The organism is Balneolales bacterium ANBcel1 (assembly GCA_029688905.1).
In the GTDB taxonomy this organism is placed as follows: Bacteria; Bacteroidota; Rhodothermia; order Balneolales; family Natronogracilivirgulaceae; genus SLLW01.
In genome coordinates this window covers 284,162-305,728 of the sequence record JARULB010000002.1, presented here as the reverse complement: position 1 = coordinate 305,728, position 21,567 = coordinate 284,162, and the positions used below count along the sequence as shown (strand labels likewise).

The following is a 21,567-nucleotide window of genomic DNA, read 5'->3' as shown; positions in this document are numbered from 1 at the left end:
AGGAGGTTCACTCACTGGGATTAATTTTGTAATTTACGGAAACGCCAATCAAATGATAGCTCTTTCATGAGATCAGACAGCCTTTCAGACAAGATTACTCGCCAGGGACTTACCTACGATGACGTACTGCTTGTTCCCGGTTATTCCAAAACGCTTCCCCGTGACGCCGACACTTCCGTGGAACTGGTTCCGGGACTCCGGCTTAATGTGCCGATTATGGCGGCGGCCATGGACACGGTCTCCGAATACCGGCTTGCCATTGCTCTGGCCCGTGAAGGCGGGATAGCCATGTTGCACAAGAACATGTCCATTGAAAAACAGGCGGAGCAGGTGCGGCTCGTCAAGCGCAGCGAGAGCGGGATGATCGTGGATCCGGTAACCCTCGGCAAGGATGCCACCGTACTGGAAGCCCGCAATCTGATGAAACGGCAAAAAATTGGCGGTATCCCCATCGTCGATGACAATCGAAAGCTGAAAGGCATCGTGACCAACCGGGATCTTCGTTTTGAGTCGGACGCATCAAAAAAGCTGGGCGACATCATGACCAGTGAAAAGCTGGTCACGGCAAAAGAGGGTACTACCCTTGAGGAGGCCGAAAAGCTGCTTCAGGAATACAAAATTGAAAAGCTGCCCATAGTAAATAAATCGGGGACCCTGGTCGGGTTAATCACCTTCAAGGATATTGAGAAGAAGAAGAATTTTCCGAATGCCTGCAAGGATTCCTTTGGCCGGCTTCGGGTTGGTGCGGCGGTCGGCATAGCCGCAGACACCCTCGAAAGAGCTTCTGCCCTGGTTACGGCCGGAGTGGATATTATAACAGTAGACACGGCCCATGGGCATTCCTATGGTGTGATTGATACCGTCAAATCCATTAAATCCGAGAATCCCGAACTTTTTCTCATCGCAGGAAACATAGCGACATCGGAAGCGGCCAGGGCATTGCATCAGGCCGGTGCCGATGTGGTGAAAGTAGGGGTGGGGCCGGGCTCTATCTGTACTACAAGAATTGTGACCGGTGTCGGGGTGCCTCAGTTGACTGCGGTAATGGAAGTGGCCGAATACACCCGTAAGGCCGGTATCGGTCTCATCGCCGATGGCGGCATCAAACAAACCGGCGATATACCGAAAGCCCTGGCCGGCGGAGCTACCGCTGTGATGATCGGTTCACTATTTGCTGGAGTTGATGAAAGTCCCGGTGAAACCATCATATATGAATCCCGGAAGTTCAAGTCCTATCGCGGCATGGGAAGTCTCAGCGCGATGTCCCAGGGCAGCAAGGACCGCTACTTCCAGGATGTCGAAGATGATGTGAAAAAGCTGGTTCCAGAGGGCATAGAGGGGCGTGTGCCTTACAAGGGGTATCTTTCGGAAGTTGTTTACCAGATGTCCGGTGGACTGAAAGCCGCCATGGGCTATTGCGGCGCCCGCAATATCGGTGAGCTTCAGAAGGCAAAGTTTGTACATGTTTCGGCCGCCGGTATTCATGAAAGTCATCCCCACTCGGTCCATATTACCCAGGAAGCCCCGAACTATTCCGGAAGGTAAGACATATGGAGCGGAAGATGCCATCGGTTTATCGAAAAGTGACGGCTCTTGTGCCGAAAATAAGTCCGGCAGAGTTGTACCGGGCGGCATGTCACAAATTATCCGGTGTGCCGGTTTCTGATATGGCGGTTGCATATGTTTGAATCTCTGGTCTCACTCATAAAAAGAATGGCGCAAAGAAGAAACGAGAACCTCACGTTTCTTCTCTTTGATGATGACAATCCGCATCAGCAGGAAAGCTTTACGCTGCACCCGGGCAAACTGGCCCTCATCATCGCCGGGGCAAATCTGGTGCTTATTCTTCTGGTCGTTCTGGTGCTCTATTTTACACCGGCGGGGTCGATGCTGTTCAACAAGGAAAATCGTGCCATCAGGTCATCCGTCATGGAAGTCAGCGAACGTGTTATGGCACTGAGGGATTCGCTCGAAGTCAGGGACCGCCAGCTCAAGCAGATGCAACAGGTTATCCGGACTGCAGCCGACACCTCGTTCATCGTTAATCATTCCGATGAGTGGATGGCCATGTACGGGGATCACGATCATCCGACTGACAATGCCGGTGAAAGGCCGATTACGTTTCGTTTTACCGGCAGCCCGGACATGCAGCCGCTCGGCAGCGATCAGATACTCTATTCCGAGATCTTTTCCGGTACGGTTACGTTTCCTGCAGAACCACCGGTTGACGGGACCCTAACAGGAACTTACAGACCATACGACGGCCATTTCGGCATAGACATCGCTTCACGCAAGGGGGCGGATGTTCGATCGGTTGCCGATGGTGTTGTGATCAGCAGCGACTGGTCCATCAATAACGGATATGTCTTGCATATTCTGCATGGAGGTGGTATCGTGTCGGTATACAAACACTTTTCAAAGGTATTTAATGTTGCCGGTGATGTGGTCCGAAAAGGGGATGTTATCGGAACGGTCGGTGAAACCGGTCTCCTGGCATCAGGGCCGCACATTCACTTTGAACTCTGGCAAAACGGAGTGTCACTTGACCCTGTCGGATACCTTCTCTTGAATAATTAAATCATTATCGTTTAATATCTACTATGTTTGGAAAAAACAACAACAGCAAGGAAAGTTATATGAAACAAGACAATCCGGGTCAGCCTAACGTAAACATGATCGGCAGCGGAACCGTCATCACCGGCTCATTGAAGACCAAAAGCGACCTCCGAATATCAGGCACGGTAGAAGGTGAGATTTTTGCCGAGAGCAAATGTATTCTCTCCGAGTCCGGGAAAATCAAAGGTGATCTCAGAACCAAGGAAGCCGATATTGCCGGTACGGTGGAGGGTGAAATTATTGTCGGTAACCGACTTGTATTACGCAGCACAGCCAGGGTCTCGGGTGACATCACAACAAAAATGCTGATGGTGGAAGAAGGGGCCCGGATTGACGGCGCCTGCCGGATGAGTGACCAGGTTGACCTTACGAAACCGGGTATTGGTGGAAAAGAAGTAGTATCGGGCAATAATGTTTCACAAACGAAGGCCGGGGTCAAAGACGGTTCCGGCAACTGACCTTCTCAGCCTACAGCATAACTCCCGGCAACAGGCAGGTGCTATTCCGGGATACAGATCTGGACCGGGTAACACTGTATGCCAACTCACAATCTTGCCAAATACGGTGAATACATCGCTCTGGGCGCGCATATCGCCGCTTCCATGATTGTGCCGGTCGTACTCGGTATCTACATCGACGGCAAACTCGACACATCCCCCTGGGGGGTAGTCATCGGCGCGCTCGCCGGCTTTGCAGGTCTGATCTCCATCGTAGTAAAACTGGCCCTGCAAACCGGGAAAACAAATTATCCTGAAAAGAAACAAAACCCGAAAAATGATTAAGTTTGGCGGCTACCTGCTACTGTTTGATCTGATCGTATTACTGCTGGCAGGGGTTCCTGCATTTCTATTCCTCGGTGAAGGCGTTCTGCATGCACTTGCACTCGGACTTGCAATAACCACTGCTCTGGGAGTAGCCAGCTTCATCCCGTTTACCCGGCTCTCCGAAGCATCAATGAACCGCTTCATGGCGGCGATGCTGGGGGGTATGATGATCCGGATGGTCTTCATAGGCATATCGGTCGCCATTGTCTTTGTTTTTACTGAATTACACCAAATTGCCTTTACAGTTGGACTCTTATTTTCATATATTTGCAAATCTGTAATAGAAACCTACGTTTTAACCCGCAAGCACAGAGGGCAGAAGGCAACTCCACAATGAGACACACCATCCGATTAACCTTCCTTATTTTATTGATAGGCGCGGGGACAGCTGCAGAAGCAAGAGCGGATACAAAAGATAAAAACAGGGTGGATCTCATTGGAAAAGTGGTTGACCACCACTATCTGGATTTTTCTCCGCTGGGGAAAATCGAACTTCCCCGCCTGATATACGATGACGGAGATTTCCTGTTTTTTCGCAGTACTACGGCTCTTCTGAACCAGGCTTCCGATCGTTACACGGATGCCGCCTATCTGGAATCCGCTGAGGAAATTCGCGACGGCCGCATCGTACCCGCCACCTATCACATTGTTAGAAAGGACACGGGAGAAGCCCCGCAGTTTGATTTTTCCATCACTTCACACCTGGTCTTTTTCTGGCTTGCGGCTTTGGTTACCCTGATGATTTTCGTGCCTCTCTCTCGCAGATATCGCCAGGGTACCGGCAGGCAAACCGAGCCCAAAGGAGCGTTTCAAAACATGTTCGAGACGCTGGTGGTGTTTATACGGGATGATGTTGCACTGCAAAACATCGGCCCGAAGAAATATGAAAAATTCACCCCCTATCTGCTGACGGTTTTCTTCATGATTCTGTTCATGAACTTCTTCGGTCTTATGCCTTGGGGCGTCTCTTCAACGGCCGATATCACCGTAACGGCCGTTCTGGCAATTTTTACCTTTCTTGCCACACAGATTTTTGCCAGCAAGGAGCACTGGAAACACGTGTTCTGGTTTCCGGGAATTCCCGTGCCCATAAAGTTCATCCTGATGCCCGTCGAACTTCTGGGTCTGTTTACAAAGCCATTTGCCCTCTGTATTCGACTGTTTGCCAATATGGCATCAGGGAAAATTTTAATCTTTTCTTTACTGGGAACCATTTTTATCTTCTCTGACCTGTTTGGTCCGGGGATTGCGTATGGCACCTCCTGGATTTGGGTATTTCTGACACTGTTCGTGTACCTGATCAAGGCGTTGGTCAGTTTTATTCAGGCGTATGTGTTTACCATTTTGTCGGCACTGTTTATCGGTCTGGCCGTAGACGACCACAGTGAAGAGCACGCGCACTGACGACACATTCTCTCACGATTAATCACAAAATAAACTGGAGTAAAACCATGGAATTAGCATATTTGGCAGCAGGATTCGGGGCCGGGATCACCACCATCGGAGCCGCAATTGGAATCGGAATGATCGGAAAGGGCGCCATGGAGGGATCTGCCCGTCAGCCGGAAGCTTCCGGTGATATCCGGACATCCATGTTGATTTCCGCAGCCTTTATTGAAGGTGTTGCCCTGTTCGGCCAGGTGGTCTGTATTATTCTCGCACTCAGCTGATCAACCGGTGCGGCCAGCTTTTTTTCATGCTTTTTAAACGGTGGATGGTACAATCATGAATCCTGTTATTGCGCAAGGTCTGCTTGATGTTGATTTCGGCCTGTTTTTCTGGGTGCTAATCACATTTCTCCTTTTCCTGTGGCTGATCTCCCGGTTTGCCTGGAATCCCATTCTGAATGCTCTTGGCGAGAGGGAAAAAGCGATTAAAGAGTCGCTGGAATCCGCAAAAAAAGCCAAAGAAGAGGCAGAGGCTGTTTCAAAGGATAATGAAAAGGCGCTGAGAGAGGCCGAAGGCATATCCCAGAAGATCCGCAAGGAAGCGCTGGAAGAGGCGGAAGCCATCAGGGCCGATCGTTTGGAGAAAGCGAAAAACGAAGCCGACAATCTGGTGGAACAGGCTCGTGCTTCCATAGAGCAGGAGAAAAAGCAGGCGTTGATTGAACTTCGGGCGGAAGTTTCCCGGCTGGCCGTAAAAGCGGCTTCACGGATACTGGACGAGGAGCTGGATGAAGAGCGGAATAAAAAGATCGTTGACCGTTACATCGATGAACTGAATTAGTGAGGCACCATGATTGTAACCAAGGTTGCCAAACGATATGCATCAGCCCTGTTTCAGGAGGCGAAAGAGCAGGAAGCTCTTGATGCCGTATCCGAAGATATGAAGCAGGTCTACAGCACCATTTCCGCTTCGTCCGAACTTCGCCTGTTTCTCAAAAGCCACATCATTTCGCGCAAGGTTAAGAGGGATGCCCTGGACAAGCTTTTCGGGGACAACATGCACCAGATAACCCGCCAGTTTATTCGGCTGATACTGGAAAAACGGCGTGAAGATCAGCTTTTCGGTGCAGCGGCCGCATTTGGTAAACTCCATCGGGATGATCAGGGCCTTCTGGAAGTCACGGTCTACATGGTGACGAAACCTGACGACAAACAAGGCCAAAGATTGAAAAAAGCTCTCGAGAAAAGGACCGGGAAAACACTGTCCCTCAATTATATAGAAGATCCGTCGCTGATAGGAGGGGTTGCTGTTCGAATCAACGACACCGTAATCGACGGAACCATCAAACACAAACTTCAACAGCTTGAAGGCACTTTCCAGTAACGCGGACAGTGAGCTTCGGTACAAGTATTGAAAGACCATCGATATGAGTCACGTTAAACCAGAAGAAGTTTCAGCCATACTTCGAAAACAACTGGCCGGTTTCGACAACAAAACCGATGTTTACGATGTCGGAACGGTCCTCGAAGTTGGCGACGGCATCGCCCGCGTCTACGGGCTGTCCAAAGTGCAGGCGGGTGAGCTGGTGGAGCTTCCTGACTCCAAAGATGAAGCTGGCAAACCCATTCGCGGAATGGTTCAAAACCTCGAAGAAGATAACGTAGGAATCGTTCTGTTCGGAGGTGCCAGGTTTATCAAAGAAGGTGACAAGGTTCAAAGGACCAGTGACATCGCTTCTCTTCCGGTTGGCGAGGGCCTGCTGGGACGTGTTATTGATCCCCTAGGGAGGCCGGTGGATGGCAAAGGCCCGATATCGGGAGAGACCATCAACCTGCCGCTGGAACGCAAGGCGCCGGGTGTTATCTTCCGGGAACCGGTTTCCGAGCCGGTCCAGACCGGCCTGAAGTCTGTGGACGCCCTGATACCCATTGGCCGGGGCCAGAGGGAGCTTATCATCGGTGACCGCCAGACCGGTAAAACAGCTATTGCCATTGACACCATCATCAACCAGAAGCGTACGCATGATACCGAGAAACCGGTTTATTGCGTCTACGTTGCCATCGGCCAGAAAGGTTCCACCGTTGCCCAGGTGAGTCAGGCCATCGAGGAAAACGGCGCGGCGGATTATACGGTTATTGTTTCGGCTCCGGCTTCGGTTTCGGCTCCGCTTCAGTATATCGCCCCATTCGCCGGCGCCGCCATCGGCGAATTTTTCCGGGATACCGGACGCCATGTTCTTGTGATCTTTGATGATTTATCCAAACAGGCCGTTGCCTACCGCGAGCTTTCACTGCTGCTTCGACGCCCGCCGGGACGTGAGGCGTTTCCCGGGGATGTGTTCTATCTCCACAGCCGCCTGCTCGAACGTGCCGCCAAAATCATCTCGAATGATGAGGTAGCCAAGGCTATGAACGATGTGCCGGCCGCACTCAGGGACAAGCTTAAAGGTGGCGGCTCGCTGACCGCCCTGCCGATTATCGAGACCCAGGCCGGCGACGTGTCCGCTTATATCCCGACAAATGTCATTTCCATTACCGACGGCCAGATCTTCCTTCAGACGAACCTGTTTAACTCCGGTGTGAGACCCGCTATCGATGTAGGGATTTCGGTATCCCGGGTAGGTGGTGCCGCCCAGGTGAAATCCATGAAGAAGCTTGCGGGTACGATGAAACTTGACCTGGCACAGTATCGCGAACTTGAAGCATTCGCCAAGTTTGGGTCGGAGCTGGACGCCTCCACACAACGGCAGCTGAACCGTGGAGCGAAAACCGTTGAACTCCTTAAACAGGGACAGTACGTACCGCTCCCTGTTGAAGATCAGATCGCGCTCCTGCTCGCCAATAACAAGGGAGCACTGGAAACCCTGCCCCTGAACAAAATTGGTGATTTTGAAAAACAGTACCTCGAGGCACTGAGGCTCAAATATGCCGATGAAATGAAAGAGCTTGGAAGCTCCGGTGTGCTGGGCGACGACCTTGCGGAGAAACTGGAACAGGAAGCCTTTTCCGTGCAAAAATCTCTGTTAAACGAACCCGTAAAAGCCTGATATGGCCAACTTGCGAGACATACGTGACCGAATATCATCGGTCAAAAACACGCAGCAAATCACCAGGGCCATGAAGATGGTTGCTGCTGCACGGTTGCGTAAAGCGCAGGAGCGGATGACCGATGCACGGCCATATACCTACAGTTTGCAGAAAATGGTGCAAAAGCTTGTTCAAAAAAGCGATACGGATAACCCTCTGCTCAGAAAAAAGAGCGAGCCCGGACATGTTCTGCTGCTGGTGATGGGATCCGACCGTGGGTTGTGCGGCGGATTTAATACCAATTTGTTCCGGGTTGTTGAGAAGCAGCTTCACGAAAACTTCCAGGACCATCTTGAAGAGAAAAGACTCTCCATGATATGCTTCGGGAAGAAGGCGTATGACTACTTCAGGGTTCGCAAATATCCGGTCATTGATCACAAGGTCGGTTTCTTTGACAAGCTGGAATTCAGGAATGTCTCCGAAGTTGTTGATGAAATTATTTTCCGTTTCAAGGATAAGGAGTATGACGAGGTGTACCTGGCCTACAATGAGTTCAAGTCGGTCATAGCCCAGCGCAGAAAGTTCGTCAAAGTTCTGCCGATTGAGCGAAACGACCAGATGGAAGCAATGGAACCACAGCAGGACGATGGCGACGAAATATTGGCCGAAAAAAACAGCCTGGAAGACATTGATTACCTGTACGAACCCGATCCTGAAACGATCCTGAATCAGGTGTTGCCCCTTTCCATAACTATCCGTCTATGGCAGGCGGCCCTTGAATCTTTCGCAGCGGAACAGGGCGCAAGGATGACGGCCATGGATAGCGCCACAGAAAACGCCGGTGAAATTATCAGTGATCTGGAACTGGAATACAATCAGGCGCGGCAGGCCGCCATTACCACGGAAATTTCGGAAATAGTTTCAGGGGCGGAAGCGTTATCCGAATAAATTTCGTATCTTTTGGAAAATATGACGGAGAGATGGCAGAGTGGTCGAATGCGGCGGTCTTGAAAACCGTTGAGCCGCAAGGCTCCGGGGGTTCGAATCCCTCTCTCTCCGCTGAAAAGCTCCGATACCGGAGCTTTTTTTTTGTTTATTTTCAGCCTACCAACCCAGACCATTATGACCAGATCAACAACTATTTTCAGCGCATGTGTATGTGCGGGACTGTTGCTGTTTGCTTCGGCAGAACTTGCTGCACGGGATACGGTTCGGGTCAGTTTTCCTGATTTTGTGGAGATGGCCCGCTCCTATTCATCGGAGCTGGAAGCCAGGGAGGGACAGGTCGAACTGGCACGCAACCGTCTCGACAGGGCCCGGGCATCCAGGATACTGCCGAATCTGGAGCTGGTTACGGCTCACGGACTTGTTCCCGGTGTCAAATCTTTCGATCCCGAACTGTCATCTTCCCAGTATTACCTGGATCCAAACCTGGAAAATGATTGGGAAAACTGGGGCATTTTCACCCAGGCCGAGGTCAGTGGCATCCAGCCAATTTACACCTGGGGTGCCGTTACCAACGCGATTAACGCGGCGCAGAAAGGGGTAGAGGCTGCCCGCTATGAGTTTGAAGCGGAAAAAGAGACCTTCGTCTTGCAGATGTTTGAGCTTTACCAGTCGGCGCTTCTGGTCACCGAGCTTGAACGACTTGTGAGGGACGCCCAGTCGCAGCTTGACGAAGCGGAAAAGGAACTGGAGCGCCTGCGCGATGAAGGGGATCCGTCGATTGAGGAGAAAGATGTATTCGAGTTTTATATTTTCAGGGAAGAGTTCCAGGCCATGCGCGAGGAGGTTGCCCAGACCCGGAACTTTGTATTTAATGCATGGAATATTTTGCTGGCAAACAACGGCCAAAGGGTTTACCTGCCGCAGGAGCGTTTCCTGGATCCCGTTCCCCAGCAACTGCAGGATCTTTCGTTTTACGAATCGGCCGCTTTGCAAAACAGAGCGGAGCTGAGTGGCATTGCAGCGGCAGAGGAAGCGGCGCAATTCGGAGTTAAGGCGGCACGGGCGCAGTATTACCCCAGTCTGGTGCTGGGCCTAAGCGCCGGTATGGGATACACGCCCAACCGTCCGCGTCAGACCAACCCCTTCATCCGGAACAACACCAATTTCATGTCGGCAAGGGTGGGCTTCGGCTTCCGGCAGAACCTGAATTTCTGGCAGGTGAACAACAGTGTGCAGCGTTCCAGAATTCAGAGGCAGCAGGTCCGGGACACCAGGGATGCCGCCACAGACGGAATCCGTCTGGAACTGGGTGACAGATATCGTGATGCCAGGGTTACGGAGTCGCGGAGGCGAAGCAAATCCAATGCGCTCGATCTCAGCAATGAATGGCTCCGTACCGAACAGATCGACTTCGACCTTGGCTTCGGCGATATCAAAAACCTGGTGGATGCTGTGAAAAAGAAGATGGAGCTTGAAGTGGAGGTGACCGAATTGACCTTCAACCTCAATATGAGGGTGGCACGGCTGCACAGAGCCGCCGGCCTGCCGCTGTTTGAGCTCATGCCGGGAAGCAACGCTGCTTCAGCTCCGTGAGCCGGTATTAATAACAATCACGGTGATCATCCGTTTAACGTATACTTTCTGAAACCAGATCGTCTCATTCCTACAAGAATAATCGCATGAAATCTACGCTCATTCTGTTTTTAGTCCTGCTAGCAGCCTTACCGGTTTTCGCCGAATCCTCCAAAGAACAGGAAATACGATCAATTCTGCAGGAACGGGACGATCAAATAAAGGAGCTTTTGGGTCCCGCCGGAACAGAGTACACCGATGAGCAGCGACGCCGGCTGCGCAGTATCATCAATGACATGATGGATTACCGGGAGATGGCCCGCTTTGCTCTCGACGATACATTCTACGAACTCGATCCCGAAGAACAGGAGGAGTTTACGGAGCTGTTTGCCACGATCATCAGGGATCAATCGCTGCAGCGGCTTGATATCTACCGGGCGGATGTGATCTACGAGGATATCACTGTTGATGAGCATACCGCCATGGTAACGACTACCGCGATCCTCGATGACAACCGTATCCCCGTACTGTATCAGATGAAACAAAAGGATGGCGAGTGGTACATCACGGATATGTCCGTCGACAGAGCATGGACGGCCCAGTCATATCGCCGCTCCTTTCAAAATATCATTCGCAGAAGGGGTTTTGATGCGCTCATGGAAAACCTGAGGCGCCGGGCGGATCAGGCAGGCGTGTGACCATCCGTTATCGACCGGATCAAACCAAGCCTTTGGGACTCTTTCAAGTAGCGGTAAAAAGCCTGACGCTCTTTTTCCGATATGGAAAACCGGGGATGTGTGGCCAGGCTTTTTCCCCGAAACGTAAGCCAGAATTTCCAGGCGGCGCTTTTCGGGGAATCGCGAAGGCCCGCGACAAACGCTTTATATCCATCGGACTTTGAGCCACCCTCCAGGCAGCGAATCATCAGCCAGGCCATCGAATCGTCTAATGTACAGACCTCGGTTTCATCAAGAAATTTGAGATAGCGCTGCTTGGCATCCTTTCTGGTTTTTGGGAAATGGAGGTCATTCCTGTTGCGAACCACCAGGCTGCCGGCATATCCTCCGGAAACCGGTAGCGAGTACGGGTGATGCACATATTCCGGATGATCCAGGTGAAGAAGTGTGGAGTGAAGTACACAGGCATTGTCCGTATCGGTCATGGCATCAACCTGGGTTTGTATCCTGTCGGGATGGTGCCATTCAGTCTCTCCCCAGTACGCGATCATGTCACCTTCAGCCTGGTTCACCCCAAGATTCAATAGCGAAGACTCCGTATATCCTGATTTTTTGGCAGCCCTGATGTGGCGGACTTCATTCGAAGGAATATCCTCCAGCAAGGGCATAATGTCACGGTGACCTGAATCAATGACTATCAACTCTTTATTTTTCCAGCTTTGCTGCTGGTAGCAGTGGATAGACCTTGCAAGGCGGGAGTAATCGGTTCCGGCCGGAAGCAGGCAGCTGACCAGGGGGTTATATGTTGCCATGATCGCTCAGGTTTGGTGTATAATGATGCGTGATAAGGCCGAACAACTGGGTTCAGGCCGTAAACTCAGCCGGTATTTTTTTTGGTTTCAATCATCCGGTTAATTAATTCCCTGATGGCGGGAAGAGAGGAAGTATGATGCCAGTGTTTCTCCGCATGAGACCGGGCCGTGTGGGAGACCTTTTGAAGTTTTTCACGGTCGGCTGCCAGGGCCACCAGTTCGTCGACAAATTTCTTTTGGGTGATCCGCCAGCCGACACTTTCCGGGAGAACGCGTTCATCAGTCACTTCCCGGAAAGCCACGGGAGGAACACCGCATGCAGCCGCTTCCACAATAGATCTGGGGTGGTCGTGGCGCAACCCGCTGTGGAAAAAGATCCTGCCCCGGTTTATCATTGCCGGCAGGTCGGAATAGGGGACAGCTCCATACCAGTCAATTTCCGGATATCTTTTTCTGAAGTTATAAAGCTCTGACCCCCCGCCGATCACGCCCACTTTCAGATGGCGGGAGAGCGCAATAAGCGAATCCATTTTGGGAGAGTGGGTCAGCACCTGCTCCATCCCGATTACATCACACTCTTTGGTTACCAGCGGATCCGGCGCAAAGTGGCGGGTATCCACCGATTTCGGAAGCGGAATCATCTTTTTGTCATCGATCACTTTGCGCCAGAATCGGATACCGCGGGAAGTCAGCTGACCGCGCTGCCACTCTGTTTCATAAAGTACAGCGAATGCCCTGGCCAGAAGAGGATGATACCAGGTTCCGTCGATGATCCATGCAAAGGGAATACCTTTCGGGACTAGCACGTGCTTTGCAAGTTGAAGTCCGACTCCGCCATCCAACCCCTTCAATATCACCATATCGGCATCCGATTCGGCTACCGCCTTGTTCAAGGCCGTGGATACTTCACGCAGCGGATCCGGATTGGATGCGTCCGTTTTGAAAATCCGGACAGGCACCGCTGGGAGGTCGTCATACTGCCATTCATCCTCATAGGAGCTTTCACCAGCAGCCCAGAGCCGGGTGGGGTAGCCTCTTCTAATAAGCAGCGAGGACATCCATTTATCCCGGTTCGCAATATCAAGAAAGCCGTCTTTGTCAGTCAGTTCATGGGATATCGGCAGAGATGGAATAAACAAAATGTTCATGGACGTACAGGTTTCTTGAAAGCAGCAGATTTAATTACTTTTCGGATAAACCAGCCGGGGTTGAGGTAGTTGCGTGGTTGGAACTACAGGTCTCCGCCACCCGGAATGCCATCAATATACAAATCACTGTGCAAAAAAAGTCGATGATTCGCCATCCGGCATATTCTCCCGCCTCAATGAACTATAAGGAAATTGTAATTCACGGGTGTGTTGTTATCCAGCATACCTGTGCCCACATATTCGATAATCTCGCCGCCCAGAAAACTTCGGACCAGCCGGCGGCGCAGGCCTCCGAGCTCCTCCAGAAAAGAGACATGTTGGAAATCGTCAATGCGTTCAAGGGTTCTGGTTACACCGGAAGCGTAGGTGATTTCAATTTTCCCGGGAATGGAGTTGCCGTCAACCCTCCGTGACTCAATCGTGCGAACTTCCACGGGATGATGTAGCACCGTTTTCCTGCCGTTGTTTTCCAGGGCGATTCCTACCACGGGAGTCTCGGATCTGCGTTTCGGAATAATGTAGTAGCCGGTCATGAAACCGTTATTCGTGTGGGTGATATGGCGAAATCCTTTGTCCACTAATTTAGAAGAGAGATCGGTTTGATACGTGTGATCCATATAGGCCGTTCCGCTCACTGCCAGCGTGTCTTCATTTATGGCTACCGTGCCCGTCACCCTCGCTTTGGGGATATGGACGAACATACCCATTTCATCTCCGTCAACGGTAACCACACCATCTCCGGCGGCATATCCGGGATGGATATCGGTGAACTCCAGTTCAACCAGGTACGAAACACCGTCCTTGCTGGTCTGAAACAGGATATCATGCTCTTCCGGCAGTTTCCCCCGGAAAAAAATATCTCGCCCGTCGTGGAGCCGAACCTTCTGCCGCTCTTCATCGACAACCAGCCTGTCCAGCGCAAACTCCCTTGCCACATTGTAGTTACTGCCTTTAAAATTGGAGACAAACAGTTTTCCACCGCTTACCGCACTCTTCAGTGATCCGAAATTCGCCAGTGAGAACGTAATGTGCAGATGCAGGTCATCTTCCAGGAAAATATGATATACCCAGAATTCATTGTAATAGCTGCCACTTTTCGTGTGAGGCAGCATATCGCGCCATTCCGTGTTTCTCAGTCCGGGAACACCCTCATTTGTATCATTGTTGTTCTCACCCAAACCAGATGCAAAAAGTGCCGCACCGGAAAAAAGTACAATAAGTGAGGTGAGTGCAAGATTGACCATTCCCTGAATGATGCCATTGTGTCGGGAGTCGGAGTCGGCAGACAAACATCTGCGCATACGGGAAAACAAAAACATAAAAACCGGTTAGTGCTTGGGTGATGTAGTGTTCGTAACAGATTTTTCAGGTTCATCCGTTTATCAGCAAACGATCAGTTTCACTTTGTAGTACGGAAGGCGCGCACACTTCAATGTATGAGAATCCCGGGTAGTCACAAAGTGTCTGCTTTTTTTGTAACTTCCTGACCGCCTGCACAGAAATATATTTTTTCATGAGAAGAATACTCCTCCTGCTTCGTCCTCTTATCACGTTAAACTACCGGTATCCTGTAGCTGTGGTGTTAACCGCAATTCTGGCTGCGATCGTCTCGGGTTTCTATGCGTCCAATCTGAATATTGACACCGACCTGGCCAATCTGCTTCCGGAGGATCATGAAAGTGTGCAGGCGCTGAATAACCTGAGAGAGTCCGTTGGTGCGGAAACGGCGCTGGAGGTAACGATTGTTTCTCCGGATTTTGCATCCAACAAGGCCTTTGCCAAAGACCTGATTCCAAGGGCTATGGAGCTCTATGATGAGCGGAGAGGAGATTTTTTTGTCGATCGTTATGAGTTCCGCCGGGATGTCGAGGTGCTCAAGGATTATGCCATTTATCTCTCCACCGAACAGGAGATCAATGAGATCATCACCTTTCTGGAGGATCGTATTGAGGATGCCCGGCTGGAAGCAAATCCGTTTTTTGTTGATTTTGAAGATGATTTCAAGGACGAGGACGATGCGGATGATGAGGAGACGCTGCGGCGGTTCGAGGAGATGTACCATGAGCTGATACCGTCGGAGTATCCGATCAGTGACGATAGCACCCGCATGGTCGTTCAGTTTTTCCCAACCGGTTCCCAGGGGGATCTCAGGTATGTAAGTGCCATGTTTGATGCCTTTGAGGGGCTGATCGCCGAGCTTGATCCCGCCTCCTATCATCCCGAAATGATTGCACGTTCCGGTGGAAGGCTCGAGCGTCATCTGATGGAAATCGAATCGATCGTCGGAGATGTCATCACCAGTTTCGGCTCCGGTTTCAGCGCGATCATTCTGCTTGTTGGCCTCTATTTCATGATCAAGCTGATGATCAACTACCGCAGGGGCCACTGGAGAAACCAGCGGCACTCGCTCTGGGCTCATGCATTGCGCTTTCCGGTCCCCATAGTGATTATCGGAATGCCGCTAATGGTGAGCCTTATGATCACTTTTGGCATTGCCTATTTTGCAGTGGGTGTGCTAAATACCATGACATCCGTTTTGTTTGTGATCCTTTTTGGCCTGGGTATCGATTACGGTATTCATTTCTATGCGCGATATCTGGAAAAACGTTCCTCGGGGGCGCGTGTTTCCGATGCGCTTCATGAAACCTATGACAGTACCGGGGCAGCCATCATGACCAGCGCCACCACTACGGCCGTGGCACTCTTTGTACTGGTAGTAGCTGATTTTCGGGGCTTTTCAGAATTTGGCTTTATTTCCGGTCTCGGCATCGTATTGGCCTATCTTTCCATGCTGTTTATCATGCCGGCGGTTATCGTGCTGTTTGAAAGATTCGGTTTGATTCTCATCAACAAAAATGAGGCCCCCGATACGGCTGCAGAGAAGAAATCCGGCAGGTTTCCCTTCGCCCGCGCGATCGTTATTGCAGGAACCCTTGTGGTGGCAGCGGTATTGTTCAACACCGACAAACTCTATTTCGAATACAACTTCAGCGTGCTGGAGCCGGAGTTTCCACGCTATGAGGAGTACCGAGACCTGCGTGGAGATGTGATGCAGACCGGCCGCAGAAACCCCGCTTATATTCTGGCAGATACCGACGAGGAAGTCCGGGAAATTCTGCAAACCATCAGGCAGAAAAAGGAGGAGAATCCGGAATCCACCATTCTGGATGTGGAAGCTCTTCAGGAACGCTTCCCGGTAAACAGGGAAGAAGAAGAACTTAAACTTTCGTACGTCCGGGAAATCAGGGAGTTGCTGGACGATCCCTTCTTAAGAAACGAGGAAGGAGAACATTTAGACATCTTGAGGCGGGCATCGCGGGTGGAAGAGCCGCTGAATATTGGGGATGTGCCCGAGTTTCTGAAGAACCGGTTTTTGACACGTGACGGGGAAATCGGACGGTTTGTCATGATCTATCCTGCCGTCGGCCTGTCAGACGGACGTAACTCCATCGCTTTCAAAAATGAAGTCGGTACCATTGAAACCGAAAGCGGCCGGGTTTATCACGCGGCCAGTACTTCGATTGTAGCCGCCGAAATGCTAGAGCTGATGCGGGATGAAAGTCCGTATATGGTGACTGCCACCTTTGTCATGATATTCATCCTCGTGTATTTGGCTTTCCGCTCCTTCCGATGGACCATCATCGCCATGCTTCCGCTTCTCATCGGATTGAGCTGGACCTTCGCGGTTATGATTCTCTTCGGACTCTCCTTCAACATGTATAACCTGGTCGTACTTCCGGCTATTCTCGGAATCGGTAACGACAACGGAGTGCATCTGGCCAGCCGGTATCGTGAAGAGGGAAAAAACAGCATGGGCAAGGTCCTGAAGAGTACCGGACAGCACATTAGCGTTGGCTCTTTTACCACCATGCTTGGTTTTGCCGGACTCCTGCTGACAAGCCACCCGGGCCTGCACTCCATCGGGGTACTTGCCGTGGTCGGCATCGGCCTTACCCTCACATCCGCCCTCACATATCTTCCTTCGCTGGTCCAGCTGCTTGAAAACCGGGGCTGGATCCGGTTCTGAATTGGCAAACCATGCTCGTCGACACCTCTGCCATTATCCTCAAAACAATCCCCTTTCGCGAAAGCAGCCTGATTGTCACACTGCTGAGCAAAGAGCACGGGAAAATAGCAGTTATGGCACGTGGTGCACGTCGGCATAAAAACAAGTTCGGCGGACTCCTTCAGCCCGGGTTTATCCTCGACGTGACTTACTACTACAAACCCACCCGGGATGTGCAGAATATCGGTGAAGTGGTACAGCAAAAGGCGACATGGCGTATCCATGAACAGATGGAGAAAATGGCCGTGGCCATGGTGACCCTTGAGCTCTGCGAGCAGCTTTGCCATGAACACGAGCCCATGCCGGAGATTTTTGATTTTCTTGCCGAATTTCTTCCCTGGCTGCACGCAACGGAATTTAGTCCGAAGAACCTTTTTCCATACATTCAATTTCGACTGGCGCAGCTCACAGGAATCGGCATATTCGAGGATTCCGGTAATGCGGCACCAGCCGGGAATGATCCCGATGGTATGTCGGGTTGCTATCTGAACGTGGAGTCGGGAAACCTGTCGCCAAATCCCGCAGGCGGACTGCATTTCAGGCTAACGAAATCTCAATACCGGTATTTGCGTTGTATCTTGGACGGGCGGAAAGCCGAACTGTTGACCGATACGTTCCCGGTTGGAGATATTCGTAACATGATTCACCACATGGACGTTTACCTGCAGTATCATATGGAGGGACTGAAAGCCCGCCGATCCGACAGCATTTTTCAACAAATACTGAATTAATTCATGCCGCTTCATCAAAAAGTTCTAACCGCTCTGCTTTTGCTGCTTACAGGTATGCTGCTCGGAGTGTTGCTCATGGTTTCGCGAGGCAGCTGGATTCCTCTGGAAAGGGTGGAGGTCCGGTACACCGATGTGAAACGAAGCATGGACCCGGTAGAGCCGGTACCGGGGGAAGAGATCCATTCCCCGGCATACATTTTCAATGATATTGCCAGGGATGTGCTGCCCGCCGTGGTGTACATTGAAACGGATATCGCCATGGACCAGGCTGTACCGGACGATGAGCACCATCAATTTGAAGAGCAGTTTTGGGAGCGTTTTCTGCCCCGGCGGCGGGCACAGAGCATCGGGTCGGGAGTCCTTATTTCGCCAGACGGCTACATCCTCACCAACCATCATGTCGTGGACGGAGCGGGAGACAGGGTCCGGGTTATGACCCACGACAAGAAACAGCACCGGGCCCGGCTGGTAGGCGGAGATGCCTCCACCGATCTTGCCGTGCTGAAAATTGAGACAGAGAATGCACCCTCCATGGTCGTGGGCAATTCCGACAATATCCGGGTAGGGGACTGGGTGATGGCCGTCGGTAACCCTTTTCGGCTCCGCTCGACAGTAACGGCCGGGATCGTCAGTGCGCTGGGCCGCGATGTGGACATCATCAGCGACCGGATGCGCATTGAAAGCTTCATCCAGACCGATGCCGCCATCAACCGGGGTAACAGCGGCGGTGCTCTGGTCAATACCCGGGGTGAGCTGATCGGCATCAACACCGCAATCGCTTCGGAAAGCGGGACTTATCAGGGCTACGGATTCGCGGTGCCGGTCAACATGGCCATGAAAATCGCCCGGGATATCATCGAATTCGGAGAAGTGCAGCGAGCTTTTCTGGGTGTGGAAATTGCATCGGTAGATTATGAAGGGGCCCGAAGCGCGGGCCTGGATATGGTTTCCGGAGTGGAGATACGGGGTGTTGCAAATGGTGGCAGCGCCGACCTGGGCGGAGTGAAAAGGGGGGATATCGTATTGCAAGTCAATGGTTTTGATGTCGATGAGGCCAATCACCTCCAGGAGCGCATCGCCTTGATGAGGCCCGGAGAAGAGGTAAACATCCGGATCTGGCGCGAAGGGAGAACCCATGATTTGGAATTTCCGGTAATGGGGCTGGAGCAACAGGCCATCCGGGATTGGGCCGCTGCCGAGCCCAGAGCCACCGGCGACCTTGACTTTGACCGGGACCGGGAATCCGCTATCCCCCGACTGCAGCTGGATGCCGGTTTTACCCTGGCAGACTTGCCCGACCCGGAAAACCTGTCCCGCAATCAGCTGGTGGTCATCGGAGTCGAGGAGAACAGCCGGGCGTATCGCGCAGGCCTGCGCGAAGAGGACATTGTTCTTGAGCTAAACGGCCGCGAGGCAGCAGATACCGGTACGTTTTCCGCCCTCTGGGATGACCGGAGAAGAAATACCTCCGCCGAATTGCTGATCCTTCGTTCCGGTGAACAACATACCGTTACAATCTCTGCTCAATGAAGTCCCGCTTTTTTATTACCTTGCGGCATTTCCGGTAAATAACAGCACATCTCTGCCGGGATTTACAACGGAGATGTTCCTGTGCGTTCTGATTTCCAGTAGGGGCGACGGCCGGCCGGAAATCAAAGCCGGTGAAGCTTCTTTTTCTGTTCTGGTTTTCAGCAATTTGAGATTCACCAATACGACTACTTCAATGAACACCCGATTCACTTCTACACTTATCCTGTTGTTGCTCATCGCTTTTGCCTTCTCCTCCTGTGAACAGATACGGGGGGTAGTGGATGACGAAGAGGAGGAGATCGTTGAAGAAGAACCGGAGCCGGTTGTGGAAGAGCCAACGCGCCCTTCCTGGTATGATCCTTCCCGGCTGTTCTGGGTAGAGGGGGATACGCTGTATGTTACATCCATTTCGGTAGCTGCCGACTCTGCCGATGCGCGCAGGATCGCTTTCCAGACACTTCCGGAGAATGTGGAAACGGCGGTTTCTTCTGTGATGGCGGAGTTGACCGGTGGATCAGGTACGGATCCGGACGCATCGCTCACACAGGATGAAGCCGACCGCCTGATATCCATGCTGACCTTCGAGAGTCGCGGTCACAGCGAAGCACTCGCCTTGTCGACCGAAACCGCGTTTTTCGGATCGGGTGAACATGCCAGATATTACATTCTGCGAAGCTATCTTAAAAGCAGCTGGCTTGAGGCCATTCAAAACCCGTAGTAACAAAGCGCCTGGGTATTTCATATGCCTGAATAAAAAAAGGCCCGCTGAATACCAGCAGGCCTTTTTCGAAGTCATCTAATCGGAAGCCAAATAGATACAGTGACTGGCGCCATGCATCAGTCCATGTAGGCGATGATCCTGTCACCGAACTCGGAGCATTTCAGCAGCGTGGCACCTTCCATGAGGCGTTCAAAGTCGTAGGTGACTTCCTTGTTGCTGATGGATGTTTCCAGTCCTTTTTCGATCAGGCGGGCCGCTTCGCTCCATCCCAGATGGTCAAGCATCATTACGGCCGACAAGATGAGGGAACCGGGGTTGACCTTGTCCTGGCCGGCATATTTGGGAGCGGTGCCGTGTGTCGCTTCAAACAGCGCGAAACCGGTCTGGTAGTTGATATTGGCGCCAGGGGCGATACCGATTCCACCCACACAGGCCGCAAGTGCATCAGAGATATAGTCGCCATTCAGGTTCATGGTGGCGATGACGTCATACTCGGCCGGCCGTGTGAGGATTTGCTGCAGAAAAGCGTCGGCAATGACATCCTTGATGACAATACCGTTGGGCAGTTCGCACCAGGGTCCGCCGTCGATCTCTTTGGCGTTAAACTCCTCTTTGGCAAGCTCATATCCCCAATTCTTGAAGCTCCCCTCGGTAAACTTCATGATGTTGCCTTTATGGACAAGCGTCACGTTCTTCCTGCCGTGCTCGATGGCGTATTCAATCGCGGAGCGAACCAGCCTTCGGGTGCCTTCCCTGGAGATGGGTTTGATGCCGATCGATGCGGAGTCCGGAAAACGAATATTGGTCTCCTTCATCTCATCAATAATAAAACGTTTGACCTTGTCGGCTTCCGGGGTCCCGTTCTGATACTCGATACCGGCGTAAATATCCTCGGTGTTTTCCCTGAAAATAACCATGTCGGTGAGTTCCGGTTTCTTTACCGGGCTTGGCGTGCCCTTGTAGTACCGAACCGGGCGCACACAGGCGTAGAGGTCAAGCAGCTGCCGCAGGGCGACATTGAGGCTGCGGATGCCTTCACCTACGGGAGTGGTAAGGGGCCCCTTGATGGCAACACGAAATTCCTTGATGGCTTCCAGGGTTTCTTCCGGCAGCCAGGTATTATCACCATATTCGTTGACCGATTTTTCTCCGGCGAAAATCTCCATCCAGGAAATCTTTTTGGAACCGCCATAGGCTTTCTCTACGGCTGCGTCAACCACCTTGATCATAACCGGGCTGATATCGACGCCGATTCCGTCCCCTTCGATATAGGGGATAACCGGATGGCTGGGTACCTCCAGTGTACCATCCTCCTGAACCTGAATGGTTTTTCCCTCGGACGGCACTTCCACTTTTTTGTATTTCATAGTACTTATGTGATTTCATGTTGAGTTTGTCTGGGCTCACAAAGATAAAAAAAGAATTGAACAAGAGATAACCGGAGATGACTCATAAATGGCCGGCACGGGTATTCCTGTTGGAATTCAATATTGCTATATTAGCTTAT

At 51.7% G+C, this 21,567-nt stretch carries 21 protein-coding genes and 1 tRNA gene; 18 read left to right on the top strand and 4 right to left on the bottom strand.

The features are described 5' to 3' along the window. The first annotated feature begins 66 nt into the window (after positions 1-66). The 14 genes from guaB to QA596_03465 all read left to right on the top strand — a co-directional run bounded on the left by guaB (position 67) and on the right by QA596_03465 (position 11,073). Positions 67-1,545, top strand: a complete 1,479-nt coding sequence (gene guaB, locus QA596_03530) for an IMP dehydrogenase (GenBank protein ID MDG5766526.1) — start codon at positions 67-69, stop codon at positions 1,543-1,545. Positions 1,546-1,713: 168 nt separating this feature from the next. Next, the gene (locus QA596_03525) at positions 1,714-2,577 is read left to right on the top strand and encodes a M23 family metallopeptidase (protein ID MDG5766525.1); all 864 of its coding nucleotides are present in this window, start codon (positions 1,714-1,716) and stop codon (positions 2,575-2,577) included. Positions 2,578-2,636: 59 nt separating this feature from the next. Then, positions 2,637-3,074: a polymer-forming cytoskeletal protein gene (locus tag QA596_03520; protein ID MDG5766524.1), complete on the top strand. Its 438-nt coding sequence runs from the start codon at positions 2,637-2,639 to the stop codon at positions 3,072-3,074. A 78-nt stretch (positions 3,075-3,152) separates the two neighbouring features. Continuing rightward, entirely contained in the window at positions 3,153-3,398 is a 246-nt protein-coding gene (locus QA596_03515; GenBank protein MDG5766523.1) for an AtpZ/AtpI family protein, read from the top strand. Further along, positions 3,391-3,777, top strand: coding sequence for a hypothetical protein (locus QA596_03510; GenBank protein ID MDG5766522.1), 387 nt, complete (start codon positions 3,391-3,393; stop codon positions 3,775-3,777). The genes QA596_03515 and QA596_03510 overlap by 8 nt, the downstream gene beginning before the upstream one ends. Positions 3,778-3,866: 89 nt before the next feature. After that, positions 3,867-4,844 (top strand): F0F1 ATP synthase subunit A, encoded by a 978-nt coding sequence (gene atpB, locus QA596_03505; protein MDG5766521.1) that lies wholly within the window; start codon positions 3,867-3,869, stop codon positions 4,842-4,844. Between the two features lie 47 nt (positions 4,845-4,891). Next, entirely contained in the window at positions 4,892-5,110 is a 219-nt protein-coding gene (atpE, locus tag QA596_03500) for an ATP synthase F0 subunit C (protein MDG5766520.1), read from the top strand. Positions 5,111-5,165: 55 nt separating this feature from the next. After that, the gene (gene atpF / locus QA596_03495) at positions 5,166-5,669 is read left to right on the top strand and encodes a F0F1 ATP synthase subunit B (protein MDG5766519.1); all 504 of its coding nucleotides are present in this window, start codon (positions 5,166-5,168) and stop codon (positions 5,667-5,669) included. A gap of 9 nt (positions 5,670-5,678) precedes the next feature. Next, entirely contained in the window at positions 5,679-6,212 is a 534-nt protein-coding gene (gene atpH / locus QA596_03490; protein ID MDG5766518.1) for an ATP synthase F1 subunit delta, read from the top strand. 43 nt (positions 6,213-6,255) lie between these two features. Further along, a complete protein-coding gene (gene atpA / locus QA596_03485; protein MDG5766517.1) occupies positions 6,256-7,875 on the top strand; it encodes a F0F1 ATP synthase subunit alpha in 1,620 nt (539 codons plus the stop codon). 1 nt (position 7,876) lies between these two features. After that, positions 7,877-8,803 carry an ATP synthase F1 subunit gamma gene (gene atpG, locus QA596_03480; protein ID MDG5766516.1) on the top strand — a complete coding sequence of 309 codons (927 nt, stop codon included), beginning with the start codon at positions 7,877-7,879 and terminating at the stop codon, positions 8,801-8,803. 26 nt (positions 8,804-8,829) lie between these two features. Next, positions 8,830-8,914: transfer RNA gene (locus QA596_03475), tRNA-Ser, on the top strand. A gap of 63 nt (positions 8,915-8,977) precedes the next feature. After that, positions 8,978-10,396 (top strand): TolC family protein, encoded by a 1,419-nt coding sequence (locus tag QA596_03470; protein ID MDG5766515.1) that lies wholly within the window; start codon positions 8,978-8,980, stop codon positions 10,394-10,396. An 86-nt stretch (positions 10,397-10,482) separates the two neighbouring features. Further along, entirely contained in the window at positions 10,483-11,073 is a 591-nt protein-coding gene (locus QA596_03465; protein ID MDG5766514.1) for an ABC transporter substrate-binding protein, read from the top strand. Here the strand turns inward: QA596_03465 and QA596_03460 are convergent. The 3 genes from QA596_03460 to QA596_03450 all read right to left on the bottom strand — a co-directional run bounded on the left by QA596_03460 (position 11,058) and on the right by QA596_03450 (position 14,313). After that, on the bottom strand, positions 11,058-11,864 hold the full coding sequence (locus tag QA596_03460; GenBank protein MDG5766513.1) for a glycosyltransferase: 807 nt from the start codon (positions 11,862-11,864) through the stop codon (positions 11,058-11,060). The genes QA596_03465 and QA596_03460 overlap by 16 nt on opposite strands. 65 nt (positions 11,865-11,929) lie before the next feature. Further along, positions 11,930-13,012 (bottom strand): glycosyltransferase, encoded by a 1,083-nt coding sequence (locus QA596_03455; protein ID MDG5766512.1) that lies wholly within the window; start codon positions 13,010-13,012, stop codon positions 11,930-11,932. 173 nt (positions 13,013-13,185) lie between these two features. Continuing rightward, positions 13,186-14,313: a hypothetical protein gene (locus tag QA596_03450; protein ID MDG5766511.1), complete on the bottom strand. Its 1,128-nt coding sequence runs from the start codon at positions 14,311-14,313 to the stop codon at positions 13,186-13,188. Between the two features lie 212 nt (positions 14,314-14,525). On the opposite strand from QA596_03450, the gene QA596_03445 reads away from it, so the two are divergent. From QA596_03445 to QA596_03430, 4 genes are all read left to right on the top strand, one after another. Continuing rightward, on the top strand, positions 14,526-17,039 hold the full coding sequence (locus QA596_03445) for an MMPL family transporter (protein ID MDG5766510.1): 2,514 nt from the start codon (positions 14,526-14,528) through the stop codon (positions 17,037-17,039). Between the two features lie 11 nt (positions 17,040-17,050). Beyond that, positions 17,051-17,809: a DNA repair protein RecO gene (gene recO, locus QA596_03440; GenBank protein MDG5766509.1), complete on the top strand. Its 759-nt coding sequence runs from the start codon at positions 17,051-17,053 to the stop codon at positions 17,807-17,809. A gap of 3 nt (positions 17,810-17,812) precedes the next feature. Then, positions 17,813-19,339, top strand: coding sequence for a trypsin-like peptidase domain-containing protein (locus QA596_03435; GenBank protein ID MDG5766508.1), 1,527 nt, complete (start codon positions 17,813-17,815; stop codon positions 19,337-19,339). Positions 19,340-19,532: 193 nt separating this feature from the next. After that, positions 19,533-20,057, top strand: coding sequence for a hypothetical protein (locus QA596_03430; protein ID MDG5766507.1), 525 nt, complete (start codon positions 19,533-19,535; stop codon positions 20,055-20,057). Between the two features lie 119 nt (positions 20,058-20,176). On the opposite strand, the gene icd is transcribed toward QA596_03430, so the two are convergent. Then, entirely contained in the window at positions 20,177-21,427 is a 1,251-nt protein-coding gene (icd, locus tag QA596_03425; GenBank protein ID MDG5766506.1) for an NADP-dependent isocitrate dehydrogenase, read from the bottom strand. Positions 21,428-21,567: the final 140 nt, after the last annotated feature.